Consider the following 16,331-nt stretch of genomic DNA (forward strand, 5'->3'; position numbering starts at 1 on the left):
GTTTGATGATTATTAAAAGAACTGGAAATAAAGTTGTTGATAAGATGGCTAATATATCTTTTAGAGGTGACGTTGTTCCTTCTACTTGGTATAGTACATTTAAAGATGAAAAGGGCAAGATAAATGCAATGGCTCTTTTGATGTTAGCTAATATAGTTTACTGGTATAGACCAACCATTATTCGTGATGAAAATGGTGAGGTTTTTGTGAAAAGATTTAAATCAGATTTATTACAGAGATCATATAATGAATTTTGTGATATGTTTTCAATTGGAAGAATGACTGCAACAAGAAATTTAATTTACCTTGAAGAACATAAAGTTATTGAAAGAGTTTTTAGAGATGTGGAAACTGAAAGTGGACAAATTTTATATAATACTATGTTTATAAAATTAAATTTTGATGAGTTAATGAAAAAAACTTTTCCAGAAGAAGATGATGATTTTCCAAATAATGAAAATGAAAAAAATAGTGATGATTTAAATTTTGAAGAATCAGATATTCAACAAGAAAAAATACAAATCGATGAAAGCATTGACAACAAGCAATCGACTTTACCTAAAGAAAGTGTGGTAGGACCTCCTATCAAAAATGATAGGAGGGGTCCTAACAAATTTGATAGGAGGGGTCCTATCAAAAATGATAGGACATATACAGAGAATACACATACAAATATTACACATACAGATAATAGTTTTAGTAGTTATAATATTAATAATAATATAATTAATAAAGCTACAGACAAAAAAACAATCACCAACGAAATTAAAGAAATTATAAATTCTTGGAATCAAGAGATGGACAAAACAAGTGGGCAAAAAATAATTGTTGCAACAAAGAATATACAAAACACAATATCAAACACCTTGGAGGTTTATAGCAAAGACCAAATTCAAAAAGCTATAAGCTTGATTTCTGAGAGCAATTATTTAAAAAACTATGCTGGAGGAGTTAAATTTGATTGGTTCTTTAAACCAGATAATTTAGCTAAAGTCCTCAACGGAAACTACAAAGATATAAACAATCACAAAACAAACAAATCAAAAAAATTTGAAGTATACAATCTTGGCAATACTGTTCTAGCGGATAGTTATACAGAACAAGAGCTAAAGGATCTTTTGACTTATAAATTTAACGATGAACAAGCCATTGATACTGATAATCCAAATACTTCATTTGGCTTATCTGCAAGCATTTAGGAGGTAAAAATGATTACTACATCAATGTTTTTCTTGCAATATTTATTAATTTTTTTAACAAGGGGAGTAAGCGTGTCAGATAAAAACAAACTTTCAAAACGAAACATAGTTATAACATTCACAAGTCTTGTGATTGTTGCCTTGTTGCTATTCGTAAGAGATATTAAACTTGATTGGATTTATACGGGTATTGGCCTTATAATCTCAGGTTTAGTTACACTCTCAATTCACAGAGTTATAAATGAGCAAATTCTATATGACTTTGGTTCAATTCTCTTTATTCTGGGTCAATTAGCTATGATTTATGCGTGCATTTAAGTTTGAGAGTTGTGTAATTTCATCTAGAACTAAAACTCAAACCAAAATAAGCTGAAGTTTTTAGAATACAAAACAGAGGCTTATGCGGTAGCATTGCTTGTTATAAACTCAAAGAGTTTTTAATAGGCAATGGAAATAAAAAAAGATGTCCTTTAATGTCCGCCCAAGCTGTGATAAACTTAAATTAGTGAAATATACTTAAAAATACAAAACGGAGGTGTAAAGTATGGACTTAACAGAACAAGTCGCTAAAGACGGAGGTAAATTACCAGAGGCTATGATTGAGATAGCAAAGCTGGCACTAGATATGACTCAAGATTCAGGAAGATTTTTATATACAGTTGCAGAAATGATATCCAACCTGGATAAAATGTTTTCAGACAAAGAGGGTAGACCTAGTGCTGAAGATCTATTCAAGCGATACAATGGAAAGCTGGATTGTATACAACTACCTGATGATTTGGTTGAAAACTTTAAAATTCTTGCCAATAAAAATGGGGTTGAATACCAGATTTTAGACAAAGAGCAAAAAACGAATATATCTAACAAAATCTTGTTTAAGGCTAAAGACAGAAAAAAAGTCAATGAAATTCTTAAAGAAATTCAAAAGTCTAGAGAACGCAATCAAGGTAAAAGCTTTAGACGAGAAATGAAAGAATATGATAAACAAGCTAAAGAGAAGCAAGCAGAAAAAGAGGACAGGGCAAAGATAAAGAATCAAGACATTTCAAGGTAGTGTTGGAGGTAAATATGAACATTGAAACAAAAGAAAAAAAGACTAGAAAGAAAATTGTGAAGGCTATTATAGCATTAAACTTATTAATCTACGGAGTCTTAATAATTGGTAAAATAATGGGGACAAGTTCCAACTATGGAGAATCTATACTACAAAAGCGTTCGAATGATATGATTATAAAAACAAATGAAAATTATACAACTATAGTGGTGCCTCCATATTTATCAGAAATGCCGCCATATAAAATTAATCTAAAAGATTTCAAATCTAATGTTTTTTTAAAAATCTTACCATTACTTGCTGGCATAGGCTTTGGTATTCCTGTCTTTTTTCTTTTTGAATCGGTATATAACAAAAAAGATGTTAGAATATTTAAAGCTACACTTTGTATAATGCTTGTTCTAAGATTTTGTGCAGATTTTACCCCCAATAAAGAGGACGCATCATTAAAAAATATTGCAATGGAATATTCTTTAATTGATGAACAAGATTTGGAAGAATTCACAGAATTATTAGAAAGCAAGAAAGCTTATGAAGAATCACAAGACTTGGTTAAAATTTCAATTGCCAAGACCATTTCTGAAAAAGAAAATAATATTGAATTTTCAGCAACACTAGTGCCTACAGATAAATATATTACAGGAAGCTATATAAAAACATGGAAAACTAACCAAATACCAGTAAAAGAATACTTTAACTATATTAAAGCCTACGCTGAAAACTCTGGCGGTGAATATATAGAACATAAAAATTTAAAAGAGGTATATATATTTAAAGAACATGAATTTACAACAGAGAAAGAAGCACAAGAATATATAGATAGCCTTGGGCTTAGCACAGATAAATATATGGAGATTATAAAAAAAGATTACAATATAAAGAATATTACAATAAAAGTGCCTAATACAGCTGTAGCAACAACAGAAACAAAATTAAATGAATTGCTATTAAAATATATCTTAAAAAAAGAAAAATATAATAATATTAAATATGCAAATACTCCAATGCGTATATTCATGCGCACAAAAGTTTATATTCCTATGGACAGGCAGGGCGCTCCCATATTACCCTCGGAGAGTGTAATAAGGACTGAATAATTCCTGCATACGCAGGGGTGATCCTCAATTTACGTCGGTTTTTGGGTTAAAGCTTGCGTAATTCCTGCACACGCAAGGGTGCATATTTGTAATTAATGCAATGCGAAATTTGACAATACGCTTATAACGTGCTAAAATATACTTGCAATCTAAAAAGATTGTTTCCAATCAATGAGGATTGAAGGCTATGCTTGCCTTTAGCCGAGCGAGGGCGTCGGAAGTATTCGTCACTGGAAAAAGCATATCCGTTAAAGTTAATCGGAGGACTTAGGAGCTAGGGTAATCTTTGTTATTTAAAAGCAACTAAAACTTATTTAAAAGAGTTATGATTTTTCATAGCTCTTTTTTATTTGCAAAAAAGGAGGAGAAATATGAGCCACAAAGTTAATGATTTATACAATTGGTTTAGTCAGTTTAATGACAGAATTATTAAAATTAAAAGTGATAGCTTGGGTTTTGAAGTTAATTTAAACAAGCGGTCATTGCTACACTTGATTGGTGTACACTATATATTTAAAAATCCAAAATTTCTTCGTGGAAGCGATTTAATAAAAGAAGTAATTAACAAGGGGTATGATGATAAAAAAATTATTGGTTTAATTGCAAAAAATAACCCCCATATGATTAGGTCGTTTAAGGTAAGAACAAAGAATTTAAAACCATTTTTAGAAAATCTTGAAAACGCAAGATTGGTAGAGATGACTAAGAATAACACAAAATTAAAAAGTAATTATTTAGCTATGCAGTCTAAAGATAAAGACTTATTGTTACTGGGATTGGCAAGCAGTGATTACGAAGATTATTTTGAAACATTTATTATAGAAAACAGTGATTCTTATTTTAAAAATACAACAATAAATGAACCAGTAAAATCAATTACAGAAATTTTAGACGATGGGACGGAAGTCCCTTTTTCATTTTCTAAGGAAAAACAAAAACAGTATCAATTGGAAAATAATCAAACTATTAATAAGAAAACATCTTTTAGAAATGAAATGATTAGCTGGCAAGAAAAAGCTAATGATTTAAACAAAATAGAAATTGATACTAACAAAAAAGAATTAGATCAAGGGCGAGATTTATAAGGAGAAGAAAAATGGATAACATAAAAAAAACTTTAGATAAATATCTAACAAGTAAAACTGCAATAATATTTATTTTTACATCATTAATATTTCATTTTTTCAGTAAAATAAGCTATATATTTCGCCAACAATTGTTTGGAAATATAATTGAAAAATTTGTATATACTCTATCTGGAATAGATCAAATTTATTCAAAACCTTTGCTTACATTTAATATAAAAGACTTAATATTTGCTTCTGGATGTACCTTAATAATTGTCTTACTAATAAGATCAAGAATAAGCAAAGATAAAAGAGAAACCAGAGAGGGAGAGGAATATGGGTCAGCTAGATGGGGAACCAGCAAGGAGATAGCTGGCTTTATGGATAAAGATAAATTTCAAAATATTCTTTTATCAAAAAGTGAGGGTCTTACGATGAATTCAAGACCTAAAAATTGGAAAACAGCAAGAAATAAAAATGTTTTAATTGTTGGTGGATCTGGCTCTGGCAAAACAAGATATTATGCCAAACCTAACATTGCTCAAATGCACTCAAGCTATGTTATTACAGATCCAAAAGGAACACTTTTAAACGAACTTGGATATATGCTAGAAAAAGGTGGCAGAAAAGAAAAAAGAGATAAAAATGGAAACATTCAAAGAGATAGCAAAGGAGAAGTTATATATTTAAAAACACCAGATGGAAAATATATGAGAGATCCATACAAAATAAGAGTGCTAAATTTAATTAATTTTAAAAAATCTATGCACTACAATCCATTTTCATATATCAGAGATGAAAAAGACATTATGAAATTAGTTAATACGATTATTATTAATACAAAAGGCGAAGGAGATAAAGCTGGGGAAGATTTCTGGGTTAAGGCAGAAAGGCTTTTGTATATGGCTTATATAGGTTTAATATATTATGAAGCTCCAGAAGAAGAACAAAACTTTGAAACTTTAATTATGCTAATAAATATGAGTGAAACTCGTGAAGATGATGAAAATTTTGAAAACGGAGTTGATCTAAAATTTAAAGATCTTGAAAAAAAGGATCCAAATCATTTTGCAGTGCTTCAATATAAAAAATACAAGCTTGCAGCTGGTAAAACAGCAAAATCAATTTTAATATCTTGTGGTGCAAGGTTAGCGCCTTTTGATATTAAAGATTTAAGAGATTTAATGAGCTATGACGAGCTGGAGCTTGACAAGATTGGAGATAGAAGAACTGCCCTTTTTGTAATAGTTCCAGATACTGATTCAACATTTAACTTTATAGTAGCAATGATGTATACACAAATGTTTAATTTGCTATGCACAAAGGCAGATGATGTCTACGGAGGCAGGTTGCCTTATCACGTGCGATGTATTCTTGATGAGTTTGCAAATATAGGGCAAATACCTCAATTTGAAAAATTAATTGCAACAATAAGATCAAGAGAGATATCTGCAAACATCATATTGCAAACAAAATCACAACTTAAAGCTATATATAAAGATAGTTGCGACACAATTATAGGTAACTGCGATACAAGCATATTTTTAGGTGGTAAAGAAGAAACCACTTTAAAAAGTTTGTCAGAAGGCCTTGGAAAGCAAACTATCAAAACATACACAAAAGGAGAAAGCAGAGGACAGTCACGTTCATCAAGCACAAATTCTCAAGGATTAGGCAGAGAATTAATGACACAAGATGAATTAAAAACAATGGAAGGAGATGAGTGTATTGTAGAAATTAGAGGTCTAAGACCATTCAAATCAAAAAAGTATTCTTTAGAAAGTCATCCAAACTATAAGCTGATGTCAGATTATAGTGATAAGAATACTTTTAATGTAGAGAAAATACTAAGCAGTGAAAGAAAATTTATTAAAGGATAGGAGGGAAATTATGAAGCACGAAATAGTCGAAGAAAAAGACTACAAAGGATATAAATATATTATTAAATATATTTATACTGAAAGCCTACCAGAAGAATTGGCTAAACTATATCAAATTGAAGTTTATCCTGCTTGGTATTGTGGATATGTAGTAATTCCAAAAGATCATATTCTTTATGGAATAAAAAGATTTGATGATAAAAGGCTTATGAACCTAGATGTTCATGGAGGCATTACTTTCTCTGGAGTTTTAACAACACTTAATGGTGAGAATGAGTTTTGTCTTGGATTTGATTGTACTCATTATAATGATAGTCCTTTTATTCAAAATCAAGACTATACCAGAGAAGAATGTAAAAGCCTGATTGATCAAATCATTGAGAAAGAAGGTTTATTAGAAAAATAGGAGGAATTAAAAATGAAAGAATTTGAAGGAAGATTAGTTGCAGCTCCAACTGTTAAAACTCAAGTCAGATCTTCGGATGGGCAAGAGTTTCCAGTTGCATATTTTGCAGTTGCAAGAACTGGAGAAGATGGACAAACCATATATGCAGATTGCAGAGCCACTGGCAAGCTTGCAAAAGCCGCAAGTAAGTTTTTGAAAGGTGGAAAAATAAAAGTGTATGGAGAAGAAAAAGAGTATACAAATAAAGATGGAAAAAACAAGAAGTTTTTATCAGTAAATAAAGTTGATTTAATCAAGAAAGAAAAAGAAAAAACAAAAAACTCTTTTGTCAAAGAAATGAAGGATTATGATAAGCAGGCCAAAAGCCAAGGCAGCAAAGAGGTTAATCATGATATAAAAAGAAGTGAAATGAAGGAAATTTAAAAATAAAAAGATGTCCTTTAATGTCCGCCCAAGCTGTGGTATTATATAAGTGTAGAAATAGGTTATGGGATAAAGCAGTCGTCAGCGGCTGCTTTTTTGCTAGCAAAAAACAGGAGGGATACCAATGTAAGGACAACTAATAAAACATAATGATTAACTTTAGCACCGAAAGGTGCTTTTTTTATGCAAAGAGGTGGTTAAAATGATTTAATTAAAAAATTATTTTAAAAATTTTATTAAAAAAGTAATGTTAAAAATATAAGGAGGAAATAAATAACATGAAAAATTTAAAAAATATTTTATCAGTAGCATTAGCAGTATTAATGCTTGTAGTACCAAACTTGGGAATGATTAAAGAAATTAGTGCAGTTGATGAGGGATATGTAGTACCAGTAGAAATTAATGATGACAATTTTAAAATTGAAGGACTTGAAAAACCTATAGATGGTGATTTAGAAAAAAGAACAATTACAGCAAAATATACTGAGGGTACAGAATCGCAAAGTATAAATTGTGTTATGACAATTACTAACAAAATTAAACCTCAAAGAAAAGTTTATTTTTCGTTAATATTAAACTCTATGGGTGAATACTTGAACAAAAAAGATACAGAGATTGAACTAGTTTTTTTTAAGGGAGATCAAATAAAGATTGATGTCTCCTTAGATGAAATTAAAGTAAATAAAAATCTAGCTTCAACACTTAGATACGGGTCAGCTAGCGCTCCAGGAAAGCCAGTGGAAACAATTTATTCGGATAACTTTTCTAGAACATATTATCCTCAACCAGTTGAAGTTGAAGGAGATGGAATAAAGGATTTAAAACCTGTAAGACTATCTTTTAATGGAGTTCAAGGATACCACAGAACTTTAAGAGTTGATACAAACACAGGCAAATATGTAAAAGAGATGATGGAAAATTCAAATACAAAACCAATTTCTTATGATAACTATTTTTTTGAAATTACAGGCGGATACAATCAAATGAATGAAACAAATGATTTCACATCAGATGATTTACTTTCTAATTATTTTGTAGATATAGAAAATGGAACATTATCATCTAGTTTTACAGCTACTCCACTAATTTTTACAACATCTAAAAGTATGACAAGTTTAAATTATTCAGTACAAAAAGGAACGAATACTATTGCCAGTGGTAGAATAAACCCAGGAGAGATTTTTGGGTTAAGACATCGACACGATGATAATAGGGAAGAACCTGGTTATACAAAAAAAGATATAAAAAATTCGGATGGTTCTTATGGTGGCTATTTGAATAAAGCAAACCTATTAAAAATTGTTATTACTGGATACTCATCACCAGAGCCATCAAATCCATCTGAAGATGAAGAAATCACAAAGAAAATAACAATTCTTGAAGAAAAGATTGTTAAATATGAAAAAGAAATTGAAGAAAAGGATAAAACAATTTCAGATAAGACAACAGAAAATGACAACCTTAAAGCAGAAATTGATAAGATTAAAGAAGAAATCGAAAATCTTAAAAAAGAAAGAGATGATCTTAAAAAACAACTTGAAGCAGGTGGAACAGCTGACGAAGCTACTAAAAAAGAATTAGAAGATACTAAGAATAAATTATCTGAAGCAGAAGCTGACTTAGAAAAAGCAAAAGCTGAATTAGAAGCTCTAAAAAACGCAGAAGCTGAATCACTAGAAAAAGCAAAAGAAAATGCTAAAGATCAAATTTCTAATAACGACAACCTAGATGAAACACAAAAAGCTGAAGCAACTGAAAAAGTTGACAACGCTCAAACTGTTGAAGAAGTCAATAAGATCGTTGGCGATTTAGCACTAGCTGATCTAGAAAAGAAATTAGCTGAAAAAGATAAAGCTCTTGAAGAAAAAGAGGCCGACCTTACAAAAGCTAATGAAGAAATCGAAAATCTTAAAGCAGAAATTGAAGCTTTAAAAGAAAAGTTAGCAGCTTCAGGAGACAACGAAGAAACACAAAAACTTATTGAAGAAAAAAATAAGCAAATTAAAGAACTTGAAGATAAAGTTGCAAAAGATGAAGAAGAAATCGAAAATCTTAAAAAAGAAAATCAAGATTTAAAAGACAGAATTGCTGAATTAGAAAAATCTATTAATGATAGCGATGACGAAAAACTAAAAACAATTGCTGAAAAAGAAAAAGAAATTGCTGATCTTAACAATAAAATTGCTGACCTAGAAAAAGCAAAAGCTGAGTTAGAAGCTCTAAAGAAAGCTGACGCTGAATCACTAGAAAAAGCAAAAGAAAATGCTAAAGATCAAATTTCAAAAGATGAAAATCTAGATGAAGCACAAAAAGCTGAAGCAACTACAAAAGTTGACAATGCTCAAACTGTTGAAGAAGTCAACAAGATTGTTGGCGATTTAGCACTAGCTGATCTAGAAAAGAAATTAGCTGAAAAAGATAAAGCTCTTGAAGAAAAAGAAGCAGCTCTTGAAAAGTCTAATAAAGAACTTAAAGAAGCTAAAGAAAAACTCGAAGGAAGTCTAAAAGAAAAAGTTGAAGAACTTGAAAAAATCAAAAAAGAATTAGCTGATCTTAAGAAAAATAAATTTGATGAAGAAGAAAAAGAAAAAGAAGATAAAAAGAATGAAAATGATCCTGCTTATCAAAAGAAAAAACTTCAAGATTTAGTTGAATCAGCAAAGAGAATCAGATATCCATCTGAAGATCTTGAAAGAGCTATCGATCAAGCATACGATGTTTTATATAATAGATATTCAGAACTTGAAGATTATAAATGGGCAATCGAAAACCTTGAAAGAATTCTTCAAAACATGAAAGATAATAGAAGAAATCGTTATAAGCTAGAAGTTGAAGATATCAATGCTACAGATAAAGAAATTACTGGTAAAACAGAAACTAAGTGGTATATTGATATTTACAATGGAAATAAACGAATTTTAAGCGGACAAGCAGACTACAAAGGCAACTTTACCATTGAAGTTAAAAAGGATAAATTCAAGGCAAAAGATAAGCTAAAAGTTGTAGCAACTGATCCTATGGATAACAACAAGTATAAAGAAATTGAAGTTGAAGTTGGTGGAGAAGGCAATTCTGTCACAAATCAAGAAGGAACTGTTATTACTCCTGATATGCTAAAAGCTGAAGGTCACGATCCTAACGAAATGGCAGTATTCCCAATTAATAAGAGCTATTATAACATTATTAAGAATGGCGAAAAAACAACTGTCTATATGGACGTAAATTCATATGCAGTAAATGGAAGAACAATGCTTCCAATCAGATTTGCAGCTAACGCTTTAGGATACAATGTAGAGTATGATGAATTAAATAAAGAAGCTATCTTTACTAATACTTCAAATCCAGTATTGGCTAAGGCAACATTTAGAATGAATGTATTTACAGGATACATTTATGGATCAAATGGCACAACTTACCAAATGGATCAAAGACCAGTTATTAACAATCAAAGAACATTTGTTTCTATCTCTAATTTAGCCAAAGCTTTTGGAGGAACACACGGAAACATTAACGATGGTGTTAAAAACACAATTGAATGGGATCAAGCAAACTATTCTGCAATCCTATTTAAATTTGCTAAATAATAAAATAATAAACTATTGCAAAAGCTATAATCCTCGTGGTTATAGCTTTTTGCTTATAGTACTAAATTAAAGGAGAGAGTTAATGAAAAGCAAAAATAAATTATTAGCGTATATACTCCTGGCAGCAATTACACTTAATATAAATTCTGGCATAAGAGCTGAAGGCGAAATAACAGATATTTATAGTGAAAATAAGGAATCAGAAGTCATTTCTGTTGAAACTTATACTCAACCTGCAAGTGATTATTTTAATGTAGATCCAGAAGATTTTAGACCGACAAGAAATGAGGATAATATCGTAGATCCAAATCCAAATAACTCAATACCTTTAACAGATCTTGATACTCAAAATGTCATTAAAAAAATACCAAGGGTTGAAGGTGGAAATATAAAAGCAACAAATATTCTAGCAACTAAGCCTAGCAAAGCAAGGGCGACAGTTACAGAAAATGTTGATCAAAATGCTAAGGACATAACGCCTAAAATTGAAGAAAAACAAAAACAACCAGAGGAAAAAACTGACAATGAAATTGATATGCGTCAATTCATGAGAATTAAAACAGCTTCTGGAAAAGAGTTTTTAATTGTAGTAGATCACGGAAAAGACAAAGAAAATGTTCAAATGCTCACAGAAGTTAGTGAACAAGATTTATTGAATTTAATTGAAGGTCAAAGCGTTGAAGATAAAATGAAAGCTGAGCAAGAGGCTGCAAGACTTCAACTTGAGCAAGAAAGAAAAGAATTCGAAGAAAATAAAAAAGCTGAAGAAGAGAGATTAAAACAAGAGAGAAACAAACAGTCTGAAAAGACTAAGTCAGGCAGTTCAAATTGGATAACATTTCTTCTAATGGCAATATTTGCAGGTGGATTTGTATACTACAAGAAGAAAAAATCAGAAGATTATGTTTCTGATGAAAGCAATGAAGAAGATGATGATTATTACTCAGATTCAGATGAAATAGACTATGATGAATATTTTGAGGAGGAAGATGATGAATAATGTAACCTTAATTGGCAGACTTGCAACCAATCCAGATATAAGAAGTATTCCCTCCAATGGGCAAATCATCACTAGTTTTATCCTTGCTGTTGATAGAGGATATTCGAAAGAAAAAAGACTAGAGTGTGAAGCAGAGGGTCGGCCTACAGCTGATTTTATTAAAGTAACATTCTGGGGCAAAATTGGAGAAACAATCGCAGAATACTTTTATAAAAGCAGAAGAATTGCTATAAAAGGAGAAATAAGAACTGGAAGGTATGAAACTGCCGAGGGAATAACCCGATACACAACTGAAATATTAGGACAAACTTTTGAATTTGTTGACTGGGTAGACGAGGATAAATTAATAAGTCCTCAGCCATACACATCAAGAGAGTTGGACAATAAAAGAAATAGAAATGAAAACGTAGTGGAAGACTTTATTCCATACAATGAAGAAATTCCGTTTTAATAGGAGGAAAATATGAAAACATTTAAATATATATCGCTAGCGCTAGTGTTAATGCTAACAATTTTTGCAGTACCGACACTAGCAGAAGGAGCTGGCATTGGCGAAGCCGCACTTAAATACATCGAAATATTATTTGATGATGTAATTAAAAATGTCGTAGCACTATTTGGCGCTGGATTTTTGTTGTCAGGTGCCATGCAAATGATTGAAGGAACGCAACAAGAAAATGCAGCTGCAAAAACACAAGGCTGGAAAATGCTAGGCGCTGGAGCGGGTATACTGCTAATAGCTTTTACTGCTGTTCCAGGACTTAAAAATCTTGTATTAGAGTTACTAGGTGGAGGAAGCTCAACAGGTGCTTTAATTATCAACAGTAATGTTCAAAAAGCAATGACCAATGTATTATCGCCTCTGTTTTAGGGGTGATAATCATTTTCAAGAGGTGATTAGATTATGAATATAATTACAATGTTAAGCTCTTGGTTTATTAATAATATAGTTATTGGAATACTTGGCATTGATACTTGGTTTGACAACTTAATCAGAGGTGCTATAAAAAACAACTTAACAAATATTACGGCAGGTGATGGAATGGTTTCAATAAATTCCGTATCCGATCAAGTTAAGTTTGTTCCAACTGATTATGGCGGAGTTTACGACATACTAAACAGACTTAATAAAGAAGTAATAATACCCATAGGGATAATAATATTATCGTCACTGCTTTTTTATACTCTTATAGATGAAATATTAGAAAAAAATAAAATACAAGAAAGCATTACAGTTGAATTCTTAATAAAGCTTTTTTTAAAGGCTACATTAGGATTGTTTGTAATAAACAATGCATGGAATATATCAGTTGCTATACTAGATTTTTCTGCACAAATTATAGAAAAAGTAGCAAGTGTAATATCTGCTGGTAGTTCATCGACTGGAACAGATTTTCAAGCTTTTGAAACAATGATAGACAGCATGAGTGGTGGCGATTTAATATGGCCTCTCGTTCTTTCTATGGTGGCAAATCTTACCTTATCTCTTGGAACCATGTTTATGTATATTCTAATTTACTCAAGAATTATTGAAATTTACCTGTTGATATCTACATCTGCTATACCTATTTCCACATACATGAATAAAGAATGGAGCCAAATAGGAAATAATCATATTAAAAAGATATCAGCAAAGGGACTGCAAGGAGTTTTGCTAGTAATGGTATTTGGCATAATGGGAGGACTACAACAAAGCATTCTCCATAGTGTAGGATTAGGACAAGCTGGAATTTCAAGTGCAATGCTACAACTACTTGCCTTTTCAATAGTAACCATAATAATGCTAAGTAAAACAGGAAGCATAGCTAATTCAATAGTTGGTGCAAACTAAAAAGGAGGGATTTAATGGCATATGTAGAAGTACCTAAAGATTTAGGCGAAGTAAAAACAAAAATTATATTCGGACTAACAAGCAGACAACTTGTTTACTTGTTAGCTGGTGGACTTTTAGGAATAGGAACATATTTAATTGCTAGAAGCAAGTTAGGAGATTCTGCGGCATCGCTTTTATTAATGATAGTTAGTGGTCCTGTAATTGTATCAGGTTTTTACAGTAAAGATGGAAAAACTTTAATGCAATATTTAAAAATGATACTAAAAGACGATTTAACACCAAGAAAAAGAATTTATCAAACAAATAATAAATATAAAATAAAGAAAGGGAGAGAAAACAGTGGCAACAAAAACATCAAAAACCGCAAAAAAGGCACAAGGCAAAAACGTTAAGAAATCTACAAATAAAAATAGGGATATACAAAATAGAAGCAATAAGCCTAATTTTTTTCAAAAAATGTTTTTAAATGGAAATTTGCCATTAACTGTACAGGAAACAATTCCGTACAAAAGAATGTACCCTGATGGTATTTGCGAGTTATACGATGGCACTTTTTCTAAAACTCTTAGATTTCAAGACACAAATTATTCCTTGGCTCAAGATGATGAAAAATTAAAGATATTTAATACTTATTCAAAGTTTTTAAATTACTTTGATGATTCCGTTCCTTTTCAACTTACTTTTTTAAATAGGAAGGGACAGGAAAAACTTCAGGGTGTCAATTATAAAGAAAAAGATGACGCTTTTAATGATATAAGAAAAGAAAGAATGCAAATGATTGACGATCAATTAAACAAAGGAAACTCTGGAATCATTAAGTATAAATATTTAACCTTTGGAGTAAAAGGTAAAAATTATAAGCAGGTAAAACAACGTTTACAAAGGATTGAAACAGACGTTATGAATAAATTCAAGAGAGAATTAAACACAATTGCCGAGCCTTTAAATGGCAAAGAAAGGTTAGAGGTAATGTATAAAATAATGAATGTAGATAAACCATATAATCAATTTGCCTTTAATTGGAATAATATTAAAGGTGGAGGGTTAGATACAAAAGATTTCATAGCTCCTGGTTCGTTTAACTTTGAAAAAAGATATTTTGAAACTGGAAATGCTTTTGGCTGTACAGTTGCTTTTAATATAACTGCACCTGAACTATCTGACGAGGTTTTACTAGATTTTTTAAATATTAAAAATGATTTAGTTGTAAATATTCACGTTCAATCAATAGAACAAAGTAAGGCAATTAAAGAAGCAAAAAAGAAAATAATGGATCTAAACCAAACAAAAGCAGACCTGCAAATGAAAAATATGCAAAAAGGCATATTTACAGATATTTCTTCGCCAACATTGAATAAGAATGTTGAAGAAGCTGAAAATCAATTAGACGCTTTGCAACAAAGAAATGAAAGACATTTTTTAACTACTTTTATTATTACAGCTACTGCTGATACTAAAAAAGAATTAGATGATATTATATTCTCAATTAATGGTGTTATGCAAAAATATAATTGCAACATGAGAAAATTAGATTATCAACAAGAAAATGCTTTTATGTCATCTTTACCTCTGTGTTACAACGAGGTAAGGATTGACAGAAGATTGTCTACATCTGCTCTTGGAATTTTAATTCCATTTTCAGTGCAGGAGCTATATGATACAAATGGCGGTCTTAGCTATGGAGTAAACGCACAATCAAATAATATTATATTGGCAAATAGACGATCACTAACTAACCCAAATGGACTAATAATTGGCATACCAGGCAGCGGTAAATCTGTAACAGCAAAACTAGAAATAACAGACGTCTTTTTAAGCACTAATGACGATATTATTATTTCAGATCCTGAAGCGGAATATAGACCACTTGTAGAAGCTCTTGGGGGACAAGTAATTGAAGTTTCGATGAGTTCTAAAGACTATATTAATCCTATGGATATTAATGTAAACTATGGATTGGATCAAGATCCAATAGCTGTAAAATCAGACTTTATTATGGGTCTTTGTGAGCTAATATTAAAAAGGAACAATGTTGGAGGATTGAATCCAGTACAAATGTCTGTTTTGGATAGATGTGTTAGAAAAATATATACAGAATATTTTACAAACCCAACAGAAGAAAATATGCCAATACTTGAAGATTTATATAATGAGCTTTTACAACAAAAAGATAATGCTTTAGATGCAAAAATAATTGCTGACGCATTGGAAATTTATGTAAAAGGTTCATTGAATGTTTTTAACAACAAAACGAATGTTGACCTAAACAATAGAATCGTTTGCTATGACATTAAAAATATCGGTAGAACTCAAGAAAAAATTGGGATGTTAATAATTCAAGATAACGTATGGAATCAGGTATCTAAGAATAGAGATGTAGGTCGTGCAACTTGGTTTTACCAAGACGAATTTCATAAACAATTAAGGGACGATCAATCAACAGCTTACAGTCTAGATTTCTGGAAACGTTTTAGAAAGTGGGGAGGAATACCAACGGGTATTACTCAGAATATAAAAGACTTGTTAAGAAATTTTGAAACAGAGAATATTTTAGATAACTCTGACTTCTTGATTATGATGAACCAAGCAGCTGGGGATAGAAATATTATAGCTAAGAAATTACAGGTATCAGACGATCAACTGAGCTTTGTTATTGATTCTCCAGTTGGAGAAGGACTTATAAAGTATGGATCTCAAATAGTTCCATTTAGAAACAAGGTTCCTAGAGATACAAAATTATATAAATTAATAACAACTAAACCAGGAGAATCTGAAATATAAAGTTTG

General features: G+C 30.8%; 15 protein-coding genes. All 15 read left to right on the forward strand.

Going from position 1 to position 16,331, the window contains the following annotated elements; genetic code table 11:
* The first annotated feature begins 5 nt into the window (after positions 1-5).
* The 15 genes from CUU59_RS00890 (at position 6) to CUU59_RS00960 (ending at position 16,325) form a co-directional block, all read left to right on the forward strand.
* The gene (locus CUU59_RS00890; protein WP_099950148.1) at positions 6-1,199 is read left to right on the forward strand and encodes a hypothetical protein; all 1,194 of its coding nucleotides are present in this window, start codon (positions 6-8) and stop codon (positions 1,197-1,199) included.
* Positions 1,200-1,208: 9 nt separating this feature from the next.
* Positions 1,209-1,517 carry a hypothetical protein gene (locus tag CUU59_RS00895; RefSeq protein ID WP_099950149.1) on the forward strand — a complete coding sequence of 103 codons (309 nt, stop codon included), beginning with the start codon at positions 1,209-1,211 and terminating at the stop codon, positions 1,515-1,517.
* 226 nt (positions 1,518-1,743) lie between these two features.
* Positions 1,744-2,253: a DUF3801 domain-containing protein gene (locus tag CUU59_RS00900; RefSeq protein ID WP_099950150.1), complete on the forward strand. Its 510-nt coding sequence runs from the start codon at positions 1,744-1,746 to the stop codon at positions 2,251-2,253.
* A gap of 14 nt (positions 2,254-2,267) precedes the next feature.
* Positions 2,268-3,350 (forward strand): hypothetical protein, encoded by a 1,083-nt coding sequence (locus CUU59_RS00905; RefSeq protein ID WP_099950151.1) that lies wholly within the window; start codon positions 2,268-2,270, stop codon positions 3,348-3,350.
* Positions 3,351-3,721: 371 nt separating this feature from the next.
* Positions 3,722-4,435 carry a PBECR4 domain-containing protein gene (locus CUU59_RS00910; protein WP_099950152.1) on the forward strand — a complete coding sequence of 238 codons (714 nt, stop codon included), beginning with the start codon at positions 3,722-3,724 and terminating at the stop codon, positions 4,433-4,435.
* A gap of 20 nt (positions 4,436-4,455) precedes the next feature.
* The gene (locus CUU59_RS00915) at positions 4,456-6,297 is read left to right on the forward strand and encodes a VirD4-like conjugal transfer protein, CD1115 family (protein ID WP_425432814.1); all 1,842 of its coding nucleotides are present in this window, start codon (positions 4,456-4,458) and stop codon (positions 6,295-6,297) included.
* A 10-nt stretch (positions 6,298-6,307) separates the two neighbouring features.
* Positions 6,308-6,703 (forward strand): hypothetical protein, encoded by a 396-nt coding sequence (locus CUU59_RS00920; protein ID WP_099950154.1) that lies wholly within the window; start codon positions 6,308-6,310, stop codon positions 6,701-6,703.
* 12 nt (positions 6,704-6,715) lie between these two features.
* On the forward strand, positions 6,716-7,126 hold the full coding sequence (locus CUU59_RS00925) for a single-stranded DNA-binding protein (protein WP_099950155.1): 411 nt from the start codon (positions 6,716-6,718) through the stop codon (positions 7,124-7,126).
* A 278-nt stretch (positions 7,127-7,404) separates the two neighbouring features.
* Complete coding sequence (locus CUU59_RS00930; RefSeq protein ID WP_099950156.1) at positions 7,405-10,710, forward strand: stalk domain-containing protein; 3,306 nt, start codon at positions 7,405-7,407, stop codon at positions 10,708-10,710.
* Positions 10,711-10,792: 82 nt separating this feature from the next.
* Positions 10,793-11,710 carry a CD1107 family mobile element protein gene (locus CUU59_RS00935; RefSeq protein WP_099950157.1) on the forward strand — a complete coding sequence of 306 codons (918 nt, stop codon included), beginning with the start codon at positions 10,793-10,795 and terminating at the stop codon, positions 11,708-11,710.
* On the forward strand, positions 11,703-12,161 hold the full coding sequence (locus CUU59_RS00940) for a single-stranded DNA-binding protein (RefSeq protein ID WP_169922810.1): 459 nt from the start codon (positions 11,703-11,705) through the stop codon (positions 12,159-12,161). The genes CUU59_RS00935 and CUU59_RS00940 overlap by 8 nt, the downstream gene beginning before the upstream one ends.
* 12 nt (positions 12,162-12,173) lie before the next feature.
* Positions 12,174-12,581, forward strand: a complete 408-nt coding sequence (locus CUU59_RS00945; protein ID WP_099950159.1) for a Maff2 family mobile element protein — start codon at positions 12,174-12,176, stop codon at positions 12,579-12,581.
* A gap of 33 nt (positions 12,582-12,614) precedes the next feature.
* A complete protein-coding gene (locus CUU59_RS00950; RefSeq protein ID WP_099950160.1) occupies positions 12,615-13,541 on the forward strand; it encodes a VirB6/TrbL-like conjugal transfer protein, CD1112 family in 927 nt (308 codons plus the stop codon).
* Positions 13,542-13,555: 14 nt separating this feature from the next.
* The gene (locus CUU59_RS00955; RefSeq protein ID WP_099950161.1) at positions 13,556-13,936 is read left to right on the forward strand and encodes a PrgI family protein; all 381 of its coding nucleotides are present in this window, start codon (positions 13,556-13,558) and stop codon (positions 13,934-13,936) included.
* On the forward strand, positions 13,884-16,325 hold the full coding sequence (locus tag CUU59_RS00960) for a VirB4-like conjugal transfer ATPase, CD1110 family (RefSeq protein WP_245870531.1): 2,442 nt from the start codon (positions 13,884-13,886) through the stop codon (positions 16,323-16,325). Before CUU59_RS00955 ends, CUU59_RS00960 begins: the two co-directional genes overlap by 53 nt.
* Positions 16,326-16,331: the final 6 nt, after the last annotated feature.

The sequence above is a fragment of the Ezakiella peruensis genome, assembly GCF_900215725.1.
In the GTDB taxonomy this organism is placed as follows: domain Bacteria; phylum Bacillota; class Clostridia; order Tissierellales; family Peptoniphilaceae; genus Ezakiella; species Ezakiella peruensis.